General features: G+C 63.0%; 11 protein-coding genes, 2 tRNA genes and 2 pseudogenes. 4 read left to right on the forward strand and 11 right to left on the reverse strand.

All coding sequences use genetic code 11. From position 1 onward, the window contains the following. The first annotated feature begins 185 nt into the window (after positions 1 to 185). The 4 genes from LU684_RS17230 to LU684_RS17245 all read left to right on the forward strand — a co-directional run bounded on the left by LU684_RS17230 (position 186) and on the right by LU684_RS17245 (position 3,217). Positions 186 to 272: transfer RNA gene (locus tag LU684_RS17230), tRNA-Leu, on the forward strand. 87 nt (positions 273 to 359) lie between these two features. Next, positions 360 to 446, forward strand: a tRNA-Leu gene (locus LU684_RS17235). Between the two features lie 183 nt (positions 447 to 629). Continuing rightward, positions 630 to 1,652, forward strand: a complete 1,023-nt coding sequence (locus tag LU684_RS17240; protein ID WP_232894848.1) for an extracellular solute-binding protein — start codon at positions 630 to 632, stop codon at positions 1,650 to 1,652. Next, positions 1,652 to 3,217: an ABC transporter permease gene (locus tag LU684_RS17245; protein ID WP_016489439.1), complete on the forward strand. Its 1,566-nt coding sequence runs from the start codon at positions 1,652 to 1,654 to the stop codon at positions 3,215 to 3,217. Before LU684_RS17240 ends, LU684_RS17245 begins: the two co-directional genes overlap by 1 nt. A 97-nt stretch (positions 3,218 to 3,314) precedes the next feature. On the opposite strand, the pseudogene LU684_RS30750 reads toward LU684_RS17245, so the two are convergent. From LU684_RS30750 to LU684_RS17295, 11 genes and pseudogenes are all read right to left on the reverse strand, one after another. Then, positions 3,315 to 3,830: pseudogene (locus LU684_RS30750) on the reverse strand (methyl-accepting chemotaxis protein); the annotation flags it as partial. 342 nt (positions 3,831 to 4,172) lie between these two features. After that, positions 4,173 to 4,913: pseudogene (locus tag LU684_RS30755) on the reverse strand (HAMP domain-containing protein); the annotation flags it as partial. 595 nt (positions 4,914 to 5,508) lie between these two features. Then, positions 5,509 to 6,801, reverse strand: coding sequence for an adenylosuccinate synthase (locus LU684_RS17255; RefSeq protein ID WP_016489441.1), 1,293 nt, complete (start codon positions 6,799 to 6,801; stop codon positions 5,509 to 5,511). 56 nt (positions 6,802 to 6,857) lie between these two features. Then, positions 6,858 to 8,045 (reverse strand): ATP phosphoribosyltransferase regulatory subunit, encoded by a 1,188-nt coding sequence (locus LU684_RS17260; RefSeq protein ID WP_016489442.1) that lies wholly within the window; start codon positions 8,043 to 8,045, stop codon positions 6,858 to 6,860. A 301-nt stretch (positions 8,046 to 8,346) separates the two neighbouring features. Next, on the reverse strand, positions 8,347 to 9,216 hold the full coding sequence (hflC, locus tag LU684_RS17265) for a protease modulator HflC (RefSeq protein WP_012274454.1): 870 nt from the start codon (positions 9,214 to 9,216) through the stop codon (positions 8,347 to 8,349). Continuing rightward, positions 9,216 to 10,397, reverse strand: coding sequence for an FtsH protease activity modulator HflK (gene hflK / locus LU684_RS17270; protein WP_016489443.1), 1,182 nt, complete (start codon positions 10,395 to 10,397; stop codon positions 9,216 to 9,218). Before hflK ends, hflC begins: the two co-directional genes overlap by 1 nt. A 96-nt stretch (positions 10,398 to 10,493) precedes the next feature. After that, positions 10,494 to 11,795 (reverse strand): ribosome rescue GTPase HflX, encoded by a 1,302-nt coding sequence (hflX, locus tag LU684_RS17275; RefSeq protein WP_232894849.1) that lies wholly within the window; start codon positions 11,793 to 11,795, stop codon positions 10,494 to 10,496. A 12-nt stretch (positions 11,796 to 11,807) separates the two neighbouring features. Further along, positions 11,808 to 12,068 carry an RNA chaperone Hfq gene (gene hfq / locus LU684_RS17280; RefSeq protein WP_016489445.1) on the reverse strand — a complete coding sequence of 87 codons (261 nt, stop codon included), beginning with the start codon at positions 12,066 to 12,068 and terminating at the stop codon, positions 11,808 to 11,810. 94 nt (positions 12,069 to 12,162) lie between these two features. Continuing rightward, positions 12,163 to 13,134: a tRNA (adenosine(37)-N6)-dimethylallyltransferase MiaA gene (gene miaA / locus LU684_RS17285; RefSeq protein ID WP_023048022.1), complete on the reverse strand. Its 972-nt coding sequence runs from the start codon at positions 13,132 to 13,134 to the stop codon at positions 12,163 to 12,165. Position 13,135: 1 nt separating this feature from the next. Then, entirely contained in the window at positions 13,136 to 15,034 is a 1,899-nt protein-coding gene (gene mutL / locus LU684_RS17290; RefSeq protein WP_232894850.1) for a DNA mismatch repair endonuclease MutL, read from the reverse strand. Continuing rightward, entirely contained in the window at positions 15,031 to 16,461 is a 1,431-nt protein-coding gene (locus LU684_RS17295) for an N-acetylmuramoyl-L-alanine amidase (RefSeq protein WP_016489448.1), read from the reverse strand. The genes mutL and LU684_RS17295 overlap by 4 nt, the downstream gene beginning before the upstream one ends. Positions 16,462 to 16,470: the final 9 nt, after the last annotated feature.

Genomic DNA, 16,470 nt, shown 5'->3' on the forward strand with positions numbered 1-16,470 from the left:
TGCTGTGCATCCAGAGCAGTAATAGGCCTGTGGAATCAACAAGTTGAATTTTTTGAAATTTTTTTTTATTGGGGGGTTTACAGCCTTGGGGAGCGTCCGTATAGTGCGCACCACAACGACGGACAACCCCAACGTTGTAGTAGAGATGAACGGCGCTGTAAAGCATCTTTTAATCTCGAATGTGTGCCCAGGTGGCGGAATTGGTAGACGCGCTGGTTTCAGGTATCAGTGACCGCAAGGTCGTGGAAGTTCGAGTCTTCTCCTGGGCACCAAATATTTTCAAGTAACAGATGACCAAGGATCTGTTACTACTGTGTGAAGCGAACGATAGTCGCCTTCTACAGATGATGCAAAGCTTTGCCCAGGTGGCGGAATTGGTAGACGCGCTGGTTTCAGGTATCAGTGACCGCAAGGTCGTGGAAGTTCGAGTCTTCTCCTGGGCACCATACAAAAACCCACTAGCTTGCTAGTGGGTTTTTTCTTGCCTGCGTTTTTTGCCCCACCCTCCCCGCGCACTCCCGGTCCTGCACCATGGTCTGCCCATGAATTTCTCGTCACCCGGCCACTTGAGAAACAATTTCGTTTACCATTGTTTCCAAATATGTAGCCGTAAGCGAGGAAGTACCCGCATGACGATCCGCCCGCAACTGCTGATGCGTACTCTGGCCGCCGCCGTGCTGAGCCTGGTCATCGGCGCTCCGGCCGCCATGGCAGACGCACCGGTCACCCTGACCATGTACAACGGTCAGCATAAGGAAATCGGCGAAGCCATCGCCAAGGCCTACGAGGCCAAGACCGGCATTCACATCAATATCCGCAAAGGCAGCAGCAACCAGCTGGCCAGCCAGATAATCGAGGAAGGCGACCGCTCGCCAGCCGACATCATCTATACCGAAGAGTCGCCGCCGCTGAACAACCTGGGCGAGCTGGGCGAGCTGGGCTTGCTGGCGAAGATCGACGACGCCACCGCAAACATGGTGCCCAAGGAATACGTTGGCGCCAACGGTACGTGGATGGGCATCACGGCCCGTACGCGCATCGTGGTGTACAACCCGAAGAAGGTCGACGAAAAAGACCTGCCTACCACAGTGATGGACTTTGCCAACCCTGAGTGGGAAGGCCGCGTCGGCTATGTGCCTACCAGTGGTGCGTTCCAGGAACAGGCTGTGGCCATCCTGAAAATGCACGGTCGTGAAGCCACCGAGGAATGGCTGACCGGCCTTAAAGCCTTCGGCAAGACCTACACCAACAACATGGTCGCCCTCAAAGCCGTGGAAAAAGGCGAAGTGGCTGCGGTACTGGTAAACAACTACTACTGGTACGCGCTTGAACGCGAACGCGGCAAACTGGACACCAAACTTTACTACCTGGCCGACGGTGACGCCGGCAACCTGGTCACCATCTCCGGCGCAGCCGTGGTGAAGGCCAGCAAGCACCCGAAAGAGACCCAGGCCCTGCTCAACTGGATGGCCAGCGAAGAAGGCCAGCGCGTCATCACCCAGACCACCGCCGAGTACCCGCTGCACAAGGGCATGGTTTCTGACCGCGGCCTGAAGCCGTTCGACGAGCTGCGCCCGCCGAAGATCTCGCCGGCCGACCTGGGTAACGCCGAGGAAGCCATCGAGCTTGAGCGCGAGGTCGGCCTGCTCTGATGACTGCCGCCCTGTCTGCACCGGCGCCGGTGCGCTTTGTACCGCGCCGCAAGCGCCCCTCCATCTGGGTCGTGCTGCCTGTGCTGTTCCTGGTCGCGATGAGCCTGCTGCCCCTGGCTTATGTCGCCATCAAAGCCTGGGAAGCCGGCTGGCGCGAAGCCTTGCACCTGCTGTGGCGCCCCTTTGTCTGGGGGCTGATGCGCAACACCCTGTTGCTGATGGTCGGGGTGACGCTGACCTGCATGGTGGTCGGCCTGGCGCTGGCCTGGCTGCTGGAGCGCAGCAACCTGGCAGGTCGTCGACTGTGGGGCGTGGTGTTGTGCCTGCCGTTCGCCGTGCCGTCGTTCGTCAGCAGCTTCACCTGGGTGTCGCTGAGTTCGGACTTCGAAGGCCTCGGCGGGGCGATCATGGTCATGGCCCTGTCCAAGTACCCGCTGGTGTTTCTGCCGGTGGCCGCAACCCTGCGTAACCTCGATACCTCGCTGGAAGAGTCGGCGCGCACCCTGGGTTGCAGCCGCTGGGGCGTGTTCAGCAAGGTCACCCTGCCACTGCTGTGGCCGTCGATGCTCGGTGGCGCGCTGCTGATTGCCCTGCACATGCTGGTGGAGTTCGGCGCGCTGTCGATCCTCGGCCTGCAGACGTTCACCACCGCCATCTACCAACAGTTCGAACTGGAGTTCAGCAATGCCAACGCGGCCATGCTGTCTGCCGTGCTGCTGGCGATGTGCCTGGTGATGCTGTGGCTGGAACTGCGCGTACGCGGCAAAGCCCGCCATGTACGCATCGGCCAGGGCGTAGCGCGGCGGGCGCAACCGGTGCGGCTGCGCGGCTGGGCGGTGCTGGCGCAGCTGTTCTGCGTGGGCCTGGCGGTGCTGGGCAGCGGTATTCCACTGGCCATGCTCGGCTACTGGCTCAGCGTGGGTTCGTCGGCAGCGTTCCCGGTGGCGGCTATCTCCAAGGCTCTGTTTACTTCGCTGTCGGTGTCGCTTGGCGGTGCTGGCTTCTGCGTGTTGTTGGCCCTGCCGATCAGCTTCCTGGTGGTGCGCTACAAGGGTCGCCTGGCGATCTGGGCCGAGCGCCTGCCTTACCTGCTGCACGCCCTGCCCGGCCTGGTGATTGCCCTGACCCTGGTGTTCTTCGCCCTGCACTACGTGCCGGCGCTGTACCAGACCACGGCACTGCTGCTGCTGGCCTATGCGCTGCTGTTTTTGCCACTGGCGCAGTCGCCAGTGCGCACCGCGCTGAACAAGGCTTCGCCAACGCTGGAGGAAGCTGCACGCACACTGGGCGCGAGCAGCTTTACTGCGTTCTGCCGGGTGACGCTGCCGATCATCTTCCCGGCCATGGCGGCGGCTTTCGCGTTGGTATTCCTGGATGCCATGAAGGAGCTGACGGCCACGCTGCTGCTCAGCCCCACGGGCATGACCACATTGGCCACCGAGGTGTGGGCGCATACGGCCAACGTCGAGTTCGCGGCAGCGGCGCCTTATGCGGCACTGCTGATCGTGGTTTCGGGGCTGCCGGTGTATTTGCTGACTACGCGGATGTACCTGAACAAGGCTTGAATGGTCCACCTCGATTGCTGTGCCGTTGCGTATATCGAGCGCCGCCCGCGCGGCGCTCGATCTCACAGGCGCCGAAAACCTCACGACCGCCTCCATCTCAAGCTCTGAACTGCCCCAGGCTTGCCCGTAGCTGCGCGGCCAGGTCATCCAGCACCTTGCTGCTGGCTGTTGTCTGCATCACCACTTCGGCCGAGCGCTCAGCCTGGGCATGGATAGTCTCCACCCGCCCCCGCACGGCCTGCGCCCCGCTCGCCTGCTGCTCAGCTGCGCGGGTGGCCAGGCCAATGGCCGCATGCACCTGCTCCACCGCCGCCTGCACCGACTGCTGCCGGCGCTCGTTATCACGCAGTACCAGCAGCCCTTCGCTGGCCTTGAGCCCGGCCTGGCTGATGGTCGCCACGGCTTCCTTGGCGCCCTTCTGCAGCGCCGCGATGTGCGACTGGATATCCCCTGTGGAGCTCTGCGTCTTGCTCGCCAGCGCCCGCACCTCATCGGCCACCACGGCAAACCCGCGCCCGGTCTCACCTGCCCGGGCGGCCTCGATGGCCGCGTTCAGCGCCAGCAGGTTGGTCTGTTCGGCAATGCCGTGGATCACCGTCAGCACCACTTCGATCTGCTCGCTTTGCTTGGCCAGGCGCTCGATCACCTGGGAGCCGGTCTCTACCTGGCCTGCCAGGTTCTCGATCAATCCCGCGAGCTGGGTCGAGGTGCGGCTGTTTTCGTCGGTGGCCTGGCGGATATCCACCACCTGTTTCAAGGCCGCCTGCATCGCATGGCTTTCGGCCTGGGCTTCATCGGCCATGCTCGAAAGGTCGCGCAGGCTGGCTGCCACTTCATCGCGTTGCAATGCGGCGGCAGCATCCGCGCCGGCGTTGCGCTGGGCCATCGCGCCAATCTCGACACCGGTACGCTGGGCCACCTCGCCCGCCTCACGCACGATCGGTTGCAACTTGTCGACAAAGCGGTTCACCGCCGAAGCCATGTCGCCAATTTCGTCGCGGCTGTCGAGCGGCACGCGCTTGGTCAGGTCGCCTTCGCCCGCCGCCAGGTCGTCCAGGGCAGCAATCAACAGGCGCAGCTTGCTCAGTACTCGGCGGCCAAGCACCACGGCCACCACCAGCAGCACGCCGAGACCAACGAGCACCAAACCCAGGCCAATGCGCCAGCGCAGCTCGGCGGCGGCATCACGCACGGTCTGCGCGGTATTGGCCTGCATTGCTGCAGCACTGCCTTGCGCCTTTTCCAGGCGCTCGCGCAGGGTCTTGCCGCTGTCGGCGGCAGCGCCCACCAGGCTGTCTGCAACCAGTTGCTCACCGCTGGCAATCAGCGCCGTGAAACGCTGATCCAGGGCCTTGAGCTCCTGGTCGATACCGGCCGTAGAAACACCCATCACCACCTTGCCGATTTCCGCCCCATTAGGGTTGATCGAGGCTTCGACAAAGTACACCGCCGGGTCGCGCCGGGCGGCATCGATCACCTTGTCCAGCGCACGCTCGCCCTGGCCCTTGTCCATCAACGCCTGGTTGATCGGGTTTTGCCGGTTCAGGTAGCGGGTCAGGTGCTGGCCTTGGGCATCGTCGTACACCACGAACAGCACGTTGGGGTTACGCTGGGCACGCCGGGCAAAGTCAGAGAGCACTGGCACGTCGTTGTCCCAGATCGCCCGCGGGGCCACCGAAGCCAGCAGCTCGGCCATGTCGTTGGCAGAGTCCTTCAGGTTCTTTTCCAGGGTGCTGCGCAGTTGCTGCTGTTCGCTTTGCAGGCGCTCCGACAACCCGGCGCTCAGGCGCTGGCGGGTGCTGCTGGACAGGCTGTCCAGGCCCGAGCGCACGTCTTGCCCGGCTTGCTCCAGGTCGTTGGCCAGCTGGCGGCTGTCGTTGCCCAGGCGTTCGCCAAGGTCGGCTTCCAGGGCGGTGACCGTGCTTCGGGTGAGCGCAACGGCAACCAGCACCTGCACCAAAAGAGCGATACCAAGGGCAACAAACACAGGCCGCAAAAGGCGGCTTCGTAACAGTGAGAGGATGGCAGACACGGTGTAACCCTCGTGTTTACTGGCGCCACTATTTTGATGGCATCTACAGAAACTTCTTACAGCAAGGGTTGTGCCGAAGGCAGCAGGGATAAACGCCAAGTTTCAGGAAGAGGGTTGCCTGTACCGGCCTATCCCGAGATCTGTGGAGATGCTGTGGGAGCTGGCTTGGCGGCGATAGGGCCAGTGCAGGCATACCCCACAAATGAAAACGCCGCAGCCCCTTTCAGGGCCACGGCGTCAGATCAGCCTGGAGGGCAGATCAGGCGAACGGGTGACGCAGCACGATGGTCTCGTTGCGGTCCGGGCCGGTCGAAATGATGTCGATCGGCGCGCCAACCAGCTCTTCGATGCGCTTGATGTAGTCACGCGCAGCTTGCGGCAGCTCTTCCAGGGTTTTTGCACCCAGGGTCGACTCACTCCAGCCTGGCATCTCTTCGTACACCGGCTCCAGGCCGATGTAGCTGTCGGCATCGGAAGGCGCGTCGATGACAGCACCGTTCTCGTTCTTGTAGCCAACGCAGATGTTGATGGTTTCCAGGCCGTCCAGCACGTCCAGCTTGGTCAGGCAGATGCCCGAGATGCTGTTGACGTCGATGGCGCGACGCAGGATCACAGCGTCGAACCAACCGCAACGGCGAGCGCGGCCGGTGGTGGAACCGAACTCGTGGCCACGCTTGGCCAGGGTAGCGCCGGTCTCGTCGAACAGTTCGGTCGGGAACGGACCGGAGCCTACGCGAGTGGTGTACGCCTTGGTGATACCCAGGATGTAGTCCAGGTACATCGGGCCAACGCCGGAACCGGTGGAAATACCACCAGCGGTGGTGTTGGAGCTGGTGACGTACGGGTAGGTACCGTGGTCGATGTCCAGCAGCGAGCCTTGGGCACCTTCGAACATGATGTCCTTGCCGGCGCGACGCAGGTTGTGCAGCTCGGCGGTGACGTCGAGCATCATCGGCTTGAGCTGCTCAGCGTAGGCCATGCACTCGTCCAGGGTTTGCTGGAAATCGATGGCCGGCTCTTTGTAGTAGTTCACCAGCTGGAAGTTGTGGTAGTCCAGCAACTCACCCAGCTTGGCAGCGAAACGCTCGCGGTGGAACAGGTCACCCACGCGCAGGCCGCGGCGCGCGACCTTGTCTTCGTAGGCTGGGCCGATACCACGGCCGGTGGTGCCGATCTTGGCTTCGCCACGGGCTTTTTCGCGGGCCTGGTCCAGGGCCACGTGGTACGACAGGATCAGCGGTGCAGCCGGGGAGATGCGCAGGCGCTCGCGCACCGGTACGCCTTTTTCTTCCAGCTTGGTGATTTCGCGCATCAGGGCGTCCGGGGCAACGACCACGCCGTTGCCGATCAGGCACTGTACGCCTTCACGCAGGATGCCGGACGGAATCAGGTGCAGAACGGTCTTTTCACCGTTGATCACCAAGGTGTGACCCGCGTTGTGGCCCCCCTGGTAGCGCACTACGGCGGCAGCATGTTCGGTCAGCAGATCGACGATCTTGCCTTTGCCCTCATCACCCCACTGGGTGCCCAGGACGACGACATTCTTACCCATTACATTGGTCCTCATTCACGCAAACTTGGTTGCCGGCCTGTTGCCGACGCAGAAACTCACTGGGCCAGCGGCAGAACCTGCCAGCGCCCGTCTTGCTGAATCAATTGCCGATCACAATCCGCCTCGAGAGCAGCACTCAACGGCTGGCCAGGCAGGGCCTGGACCACACGCTGGCCCTCGTTGCGCAACTGGCAGACTTGCTGCCAGAGGGCCGCGTCGCCACTGTCCGGCATCCAGATGCCGCCAGTTGGCAATACGACCTCCGCTCGCCCCAGTGTGACCAGGGTCTTCAAATCCGTGGAAAAACCGGTGGCCGGGCGGGCCCGGCCAAAGTCGGCGCCGATGTCGTCGTAGCGCCCGCCCTGGGCGATCGATTGACCCTCGCCCGGCACGAACACGGCAAACACCACGCCGGTGTGATAGTTGTAGCCGCGCAGCTCGCCGAGGTCGAAGTACAACGGCAGGTCCGGATAGCGCGACGTCAGGCGATCGGCGATCGCCAGCAGGTCGTCCAGCGCCGCCAGCACGCTGGCCGGGGCACGGCCCAGGCGCACGCGGGCTTCGGCCAGCACTTCACGGCCACCGCACAGCTCGACCAATGCACGCAGCATGTTGCCCAGGTCCTTCGGCAGGTCGGCGGTCAATGCCTGCACTTCATCGACGGCCTTGCGCTGCAGGGCGTCGAACAGCTGCTGCTCGACCGCACCGGACAAGCCGGCAGCACGGGCCAGGCCGCGGTAGATACCGACGTGGCCCAGGTCCATGTGTACGTCCGGCACATCGGCCAGTTGCAGCGTGGCCAGCATCAGGCTGATGACTTCCACGTCGCTGGTCGGGCTGGCATCGCCATACAGCTCGGCGCCTAGCTGGATCGGGCTGCGCGAGGTGGACAGTGCACGCGGCTGGGCGTGCAGCACGCTGCCGGCGTAGCACAGGCGGCTCGGGCCTTCACGGCGCAGGGTGTGCGCGTCGATGCGCGCCACCTGCGGGGTGAAGTCGGCGCGGAAGCCCATCAGGCGACCGGACTGCGGGTCCACTACCTTGAAGGTGCGCTGATCCAGGTCCTGGCCGGCGCCGGTGAGCAGCGACTCCAGGTACTCGATATGCGGGGTGACGACCAGCTCGTAGCCCCAACTCTGGAACAGGTCCAACACCTGGCGGCGCGCGATCTCGATGCGCGCGGCTTCAGGTGGCAGTACTTCCTCGATGCCATCTGGCAGCAGCCAGCGGTCTACCGTTGCCATTACGCCTTTTCCCCTCTGGTCCGGGCGGCTTGCCAGCTGGCGAGCCGTCAGTAAAGCCGGTATCGCGCACAGCAGCGGGCAGCACTGATCCCAGCGCAGCCACCGTACCCGATACCCTCGAATTGCCTTGCGAGCTGACCAAACCGTCAACTGGCGCTGTGCCAATCAACCTTTCAGACGCAAAAAAGCCGGGAAATTTCCCGGCTGCCTCATCATACACCCCTTTTCATTCAGGATGCACCCCGCCTGGTGTTTTAGCTGCCAGGCGGGGCGCCGCTGCATGAAAATCAGGGCCTGAGCATCACGGCTTGCTCTTGTCCAGGTAACGGAAGAACTCGTTCTTCGGGTCCAGGACCAGCACGTCGCTCTTGCTCGAGAAGCTCTCGCGGTATGCCTGCAGGCTACGGTGGAACGCATAGAAATCAGCGTCCTGGCTGTAGGCCTTGGCATAGATGGCAGCCGCCTGGGCGTCGCCGTCACCACGGGTTTCTTCTGCTTCGCGGTAGGCCTCGGCCAGCAGCACACGGCGCTGGCGGTCGGCATCGGCACGAATACCTTCAGCCAGCTCGTTACCCTTGGCACGGTGCTCGCGAGCTTCACGCTCACGCTCGGTGCTCATGCGGTCGAACACGCTGCGGTTGACTTCCTTCGGCAGGTCGATGGCCTTGACGCGCACGTCGACCACCTCGATGCCCAGCTCTTTGTTGGCCATGCGGTTCAGCGATGCAGTGATGTCGGCCATCAGTGCGTCACGCTCACCGGAAACCACCTCGTGCAGGGTACGTTTACCGAACTGGTCGCGCAGGCCGCTTTCCAGACGACGCGACAGACGCTCGTCGGCGATCTGCTTCATGCCGGACGTGGCGGTGTAGAAGCGCTCGGCATCCTTGACGCGCCACTTGGCGTAGGCGTCGACCATCACCGCTTTTTTCTCCAGGGTCAGGAACCGCTGGGTCGGGGCGTCGAGGGTCATGAGGCGGGCGTCGAACTTGCGCACCTGGTTCACGTACGGAATCTTCACGTGCAGGCCGGGCTGAACATCTGCCTGGACCACCTTACCGAAGCGCAGCAGTACCGCACGTTCTGTTTGGGACACGATGTAGAAGCTGTTCCAGGCCACAATGGCCAGAACGACGGCGGCGATCAGGGCGATCAGCGATCTATTGCTCATCAGCGGCTCTCCCTAGTACGCAGCGGCTGCTGTTGCTGTTGCAGGTCCTGCGCCGCACGGGCGGCCGCATCGTTGGCCGATGGCGACACGCTGGTGGTTGGCGTGGACGGGTTGCGGCTGCCTTCGACCATCTTGTCCAGTGGCAGGTAAAGCAGGTTGTTCTGCCCGTCCTTGGTCGCCACCATGACCTTGCTCGAATTGCTGTAGACCTCTTGCATGGTCTCCAGGTACAGACGCTGACGGGTCACGTCAGGTGCCTTGTGGTACTCGGTAACCAGCTTGGTGAAGCGGTCGGCCTCACCCTTGGCCCGGGCGATGACTTCGTCGCGGTAACCGTTGGCGTCCTCGATGATGCGCTGGGCCTGACCACGGGCTTCCGGCACCACGCCATTGGCGTAGGACTCGGCCTGGTTGCGGGCACGCTGCTCGTCTTCGCGGGCACGGATCACGTCGTCGAAGGCTTCCTGCACTTCACGCGGGGCTGCCGCGCTCTGTACGTTGACCTGGGTAACGGTGATACCGGTACGGTAGTTGTCGAGGAAGCGCTGCAGACGTTCGCGGATATCCACGGCCATCTGTTCACGGCCTTCAGTGAGCACCTGGTCCATCGAGGTGGAACCCACCACGTGGCGCAGGGCACTGTCGGTCGCGTGCTGCAGGCTCACCTCAGGCTGGTCGACGTTAAGCACGAAGTCCTGCAGGTTGCTGATCTTGTACTGGACGGTCAGCGGTACCTCGACGATGTTCTCGTCTTCGGTCAGCATCTGCCCCTGCTTGGTGTAGGCACGCTCACGCGTGACGTTTTCCATGTACTTGCGATCAATCGGCGGGAAGTAGATGTTCAGGCCGGGACCGACCGTCTCGTGGTACTTGCCGAAGCGCAGCACCACGGCCTGCTCCTGCTCGTCGACCACGTACACGGCACTGTACAGCCAGATGGCAGCCAGCACCGCCAGGCCTATGCCCAGCAGGCCCAGGCCACCGCCCTTGCCGACATTGCGGTCACCGCCGCCACGTTTCTTGTTACCGCCGAACATGCCATTCAGGCTGTCCTGCAGTTTGCGGAAGGCCTCGTCCAGATCCGGCGGACCTTTCTTGTCACCACCACCGCCACCGCCACCACGGCGGCCGCCCCAGGGATCCTGATTGTTCGAGTTGCCACCCGGCTCGTTCCAAGCCATAGCGCTCTCCATCTGATAAAGCAAAGACGCGCCCACGGCGCGCCGTCCAATGCTACAGAATGCCTGTCACTGCTGCCCGGCGACCTCGACGAGCATTTATTGCAAAGTGTGTTGCTCGACAAACACTTGCGGCTCCATGCCTTCGCGGCTGACCAGGCGATTCAATTCGACCCTGGGCAGTCGCACGCTCAGCAGGCTGCGCCCTTCTTCATCATGCTCTTCACTCTGCACGGCACCCAGAGCAAAGAATTGCGCGCGCAAGCGGGCAAAACGCTGCTCCAGGCACAGGGTACCGACAAACAGATCATCCCCCAGCAACTCGGCAATCGCCTGGCCAACCAGCTCCAGACCACGCCCATCACGTGCCGATACCCAGACCCGTTCCGGCTTGCCGTCGGCATTGCGCTGGATCTGTGGCTCGACATCTTCGAGCAGGTCGAGTTTGTTATACACCTCAAGGATCGGCAAGCCTTCAGCGCCAATCTCACCCAACACGGCCAGCACCTGCTCGATCTGCTCCATGCGCTCTGGCTCATGGGCGTCGATCACGTGCAGCAGCAGGTCGGAGTTGCTCGACTCTTCGAGCGTAGCCCGAAATGCCTCGACCAGCTTGTGCGGCAGGTGGCGAATGAAGCCCACGGTGTCGGCAAGGACGATCGGCCCCAGGTCGTCGAGCTCGAGCCGGCGCAGGGTCGGGTCGAGGGTGGCGAACAGCTGGTCCGCGGCGTACACCTCGGATTCGGTCAGGGCGTTGAACAGCGTGGACTTGCCGGCGTTGGTGTAACCCACCAGCGATACTGAAGGGATATCCGCCCGATTGCGCCCGCGACGCGCCTGCTCACGCTGGCTGCGTACCTTCTCCAGGCGTGACTTGATCTGGCGAATGCGCACCCGCAACAGGCGGCGGTCGGTTTCCAGCTGGGTTTCACCCGGGCCACGCAGGCCGATACCACCTTTTTGTCGCTCAAGGTGGGTCCAGCCACGCACCAGCCGCGTGCTCATGTGATCAAGCTGGGCCAGTTCGACCTGCAGCTTGCCTTCATGGGTACGCGCCCGTTGGGCGAAAATATCGAGGATCAGCCCGGTACGATCGAGCACACGGCACTCGAACACACGTTCAAGATTGCGCTCCTGACTGGGCGTAAGGGTGTGATTGAAAATCACCAGGTCTACCTGTTCGGCATGGACCAGGTCGTGCAATTCCTCGACCTTGCCGCTGCCAATCAGGTATTTGGCCGTGGGCTGATGCCTTGTCACTGTCACCAGCGAGACGATGTCCGCCCCGGCCGACAATGCCAGCTCCCGAAACTCCTGCGGATCTTCGCGCGCCTCAGGGTTCTGACCTTCCAAGTGAACGAGCAACGCCCGCTCACCACCACCGTGGCGCTCAAAGAACAATGCAGGCTCCTATCAGGCGTTGCCTGGCTCGCTGTCGCCGAGGTCGGAATCGGACGGGCTTGGCAGGCGAACCGGACGGGCAGGCACTACAGTCGAAATGGCGTGTTTGTAGACCATTTGGCTGACGGTGTTCTTCAGCAGTACCACGAACTGGTCGAACGATTCGATCGAGCCCTGCAATTTGATGCCGTTGACCAGGTAGATGGATACCGGAACCTTTTCTTTTCTCAAGGTGTTCAAGTAAGGGTCTTGTAGCGAATGCCCTTTTGACATATGCCGCACTCCTGTAAGGATAAATAATAGAAAATCAAGAAAATCGATAAATTAGGCCGCCCCTTCGCAAGAATAGACGGCAATCAGCAGGGACTCAGCTCAATATGGAGATGGCCCCAAGGTATTTCAAGGTGCGGGACAGATTGTCGCAGGCCATGCTGTCAAGCCAGTGCACATCAGGCCAGCCACGCAACCAGGTGAACTGCCGCTTGGCCAGCTGCCGGGTAGCAATGATACCGCGTTCTCGCATCTCATTCTCAGTCAGCGTGCCGTCCAGGTAATCCCAGACCTGCCGATACCCCACAGCCCGTATAGACGGCAGCCCGGCGTGCAAGTCACTTCTGGCTCGCAGCGATCGGACCTCGTCAACGAAGCCCTGTTCCAACATCTGCGAAAATCGTAACGCAATTCGCTGATGCAAAATGTGACGATCTGTAGGAGCAATCGCCAAACTCGCGACAGTATAGGGCAAATGTCCGCCAGCGCCTGCGTCTGCGGCGCGACTTTCCGCGAATTGACGCTGGCGATGGGCTGTCATGCTCTCACCGCTCACCCGATACACTTCCAGCGCGCGGATTAGCCGCTGCGGGTCGTTGGGGTGGATGCGCGCCGCCGATTCCGGGTCGACCTCGGCCAATTGGCGGTGCAGTTCGGCCAGCCCCAGCGCCTCGGCTTGGGCTTCCAGGTCGGCCCGCACCGCAGCGTCAGCTGCCGGCATGTCGGCCAGGCCGTCGATCAACGCCTTGTAATAGAGCATGGTGCCGCCTACCAGCAGCGGGATCTTGCCACGCGCGGTGATGTCGGCCATGGCCTCCAGGGCATCGGCGCGAAATTGCGCGGCCGAATAGCTCTCGGCCGGGTCGCGGATGTCGATCAGCCGGTGCGGGTGGGCAGCCAGGATTTCTTTGGACGGCTTGGCCGAACCGATGTCCATGCCGCGATAGACCAGCGCCGAGTCGACGCTGATCAGCTCGCACGGCAGCACTTTGGTCAGTTCGATAGCCAGGTCGGTCTTGCCGGCCGCCGTCGGGCCCATCAGGAATATTGCAGGGGGCTTGCCGCTCATTTCATCGACCGCGCAGGAAGAGTTTGTCCAGATCGTCCAGGCCCATCTGGGTCCAGGTGGGACGGCCATGATTGCACTGGCCACTGCGCTCGGTATTTTCCATGTCGCGCAGCAGGGCATTCATTTCAGGAATGGCCAGGCGCCGATTGGCGCGCACGGCGCCGTGGCAGGCCATGGTGCCAAGCAATTCATTGAGGTGCGCCTGAATACGGTCGCTGGTGCCGTACTCCATCAGGTCGGCGAGCACATCCTGAACCAGGCGGTTGGCCTCGGCCTGCTTGAGCAAGGCCGGAATCTGGCGTATCGCCAACGTCTCGGGGCCCAGGCGCTGCAGCTCGAAGCCCAGGCGCTGGAACCACTGCGCATGCTCTTCGGCGCAATCAGCTTCACGCTGGCTCAGGGCCAGGGTTTCGGGCACCAGCAGCGGCTGGCCGATAAGGCCTTCGCTGGCCATGGCCACCTTGAGGCGCTCGTACATGATGCGCTCGTGAGCAGCGTGCATGTCCACCAGCACCAGGCCAACCGCGTTCTCGGCCAGGATATAGATGCCCTTGAGCTGCGCCAGTGCGTAGCCCAGCGGGGGAATATCACCCTGGCTTTCGGGCAACGTCGTGACCGGTGCCGCACCGCCTTCCAGCGGTTTGTAGAACTCGCGATACACCGCCTGTGCCTCGGCGGCCGGCAGCGGCTGCGAAGGGCGTGGGGTGTATTGATACTGGTAACCGGCGCCACTGCCGCCGTTGGAGATCGCATGCTGCGGCGCCTGAGGCCGTTCAAGCACTGGCGAAGCCAGGCGCATTTCGCCCTGTGGGCCGAACTCACCGGCCTGCTGACCGGTGGGGCGGATCAGCTCAGGTACGGCGGCAGGCGCGGCCAACTGGTCTTCCGGACGCACATCGGCCAATGCGCGGTGCAGGGTGCCATACAGGAAGTCGTGCACCGAGCGCCCCTCGCGGAAGCGCACTTCGTGCTTGGTCGGGTGCACATTGACGTCGACGCCGTTGGGTTCCAGCTCCAGGAACAGCACGAATGTGGGGTGCCGACCATTGAACAGCACGTCACGGTAGGCCTGGCGCACAGCGTGGGCAACCAGCTTGTCGCGCACCGCACGGCCATTGACGAAGAAGTACTGCAGGTCTGCCTGGCTGCGCGAGAAGGTCGGCAGGCCAACCCAGCCCCACAGGCGCAGGCCGTTGCGCTCGACGTCGATCGGCAGCGCCTGCTCCATGAAACCGGGGCCGCAAATGGCGCCTACCCGCCGCGCCCGGGCCGTTTCGTCATGGGCCTCGTGCAGGCTGAGGATGCTCTTGCCGTTGTGGCGCAGATGAAAGCCGACGTCGAAACGCGCCAGCGCCAGCCGGCGGATCACTTCCTGCAGGTGATCGAACTCGGTTTTCTCGGCCTTCAGGAATTTGCGCCGCGCCGGGGTATTGAAGAACAGATCGCGAACTTCTACCGAGGTACCCACCGGGTGCGCCGCCGGCTGCACGCGCGGGGTCATGTCACGGCCTTCGGTTTCGACCTGCCAGGCCTCGCTGGCATTGGCGGTACGCGAAGTCAGGGTCAGGCGTGCCACCGAACTGATCGACGCCAGGGCCTCACCACGGAAACCCAGGCTCAATACCCCTTCAAGGTCTTCCAGCTCGCGAATCTTGCTGGTGGCGTGACGGGCCAGGGCCAGCGGCAGGTCGTCAGCAGAAATACCACTGCCATCGTCCCGCACCTTGAGCAACTTGACGCCGCCCTGCTCCACGTCCACGTCGATACGTCGGGCACCGGAGTCCAGGCTGTTTTCCAACAGCTCCTTGGCAACCGAGGCCGGCCGCTCGACTACCTCGCCGGCGGCGATCTGGTTGGCCAGCCGCGGGCTGAGCAGCTGGATGCGCGAACCGCCACTCATTGCGCGGCCAATGTGGTAGCAGGGATGTCGAGGCGCTGGCCGACCTTCAGCTCATCCGTCTTGAGGCTGTTGGTGTTGCGCAGGCTGGCCACGCTGACCTGGTAACGCACGGCGAGCATCGCCAGGGTCTCGCCAGGGCGCACTGTGTGCTCACGTGGGCCGGCGGCAAGCTTGCCGGTATCACGCAGCCAGGCAATATAGGTACCCGGCGGTGGGTTCTGCTGGAAGTACTGGCGCACACCGGTATGGATCGAACGGGCCAAGGCCTGCTGATGGCTGGCGGTGGCCAGCTTGGCGGCTTCGTTGTTGTTCGAGATGAATCCGGTTTCAACGAGGATCGACGGAATATCTGGCGACTTCAGCACCATGAAGCCGGCCTGTTCCACACGCTGCTTGTGCAGCGAGGTGACACGGCCCATGTTGCCCAGCACCTTCTGCCCCACATTGAGGCTGGAGCTGAGCGTGGCAGTCATCGACAGGTCCAGCAGCACGCCGGCCAGCATCCGGTCCTTGTCATCGAGGCTGACGTTGCCAGCACCGCCGATCAGGTCAGAACGGTTTTCCGTGTCGGCCAGCCAGCGCGCGGTCTCGGAGGTGGCGCCGCGGTCAGACAGGGCGAACACCGAGGCACCAAATGCAGCACGCGACGGCGCGGCGTCGGCGTGAATCGAGATGAACAGGTCGGCCCCCTTCTTGCGGGCGATTTCCGTGCGTTTGCGCAGCGGAATGAAGTAATCGCCCGTACGGGTCAGCTCGGCACGAAAGCCTCTTTCGCTGTTGATCTGGCGCTGGAGCTCTTTGGCAATCTGCAGCACGATGTCTTTTTCATGCTGGCCACGCGAACCGGACGCACCCGGGTCTTCGCCACCGTGGCCGGCGTCGATGGCAACCACGATTTCACGCTTGCCGCTAGGCACCGGCGGCAACTTGATGGCGGGCTGGGCCGGGGATACCGGCACCGCTGGCGTGGTCGCCGGCGTCTGCACCGGCACGGGCGCCGGAGGTGGCGCGCTGGCCGCAATGGCGTCGGCTTCCTGATCGTACAGGTCGACCACCAGGCGATTGCCGTATTGGGCATTCGGCGCCAGCGTAAAGCTTTTCGGGGTGACCGACTTTTTCAGGTCTACCACCACCCGTAGATCGGTGGGGGTGCGCTGGGCTGAACGCACGCTACTGATCGGCGTGTTGGAGGTGGCCACGTTCAATGGCGCGGCCAGCGTGGCGCCATTGATGTCGATAACCAGACGATCAGGCGCGCTCAAGGTGAAGACGCTGTGCTGCACGGGGCCAGACAGGTCGAAGACCAGCCGCGTGTTGTCTGGCGCGCGCCACAGGCGCACGCTCTTGACTTGAGTGACGGCCAGAGCGTCAACGGTCACCGTTGTCAGCAGCAGCCCAACGATGGCAACCAGTGCGCGTATGCGCATACCTACCCC

This window comes from Pseudomonas sp. NMI542_15 (assembly GCF_021283425.1).
GTDB lineage: Bacteria > Pseudomonadota > Gammaproteobacteria > Pseudomonadales > Pseudomonadaceae > Aquipseudomonas > Aquipseudomonas fortuita.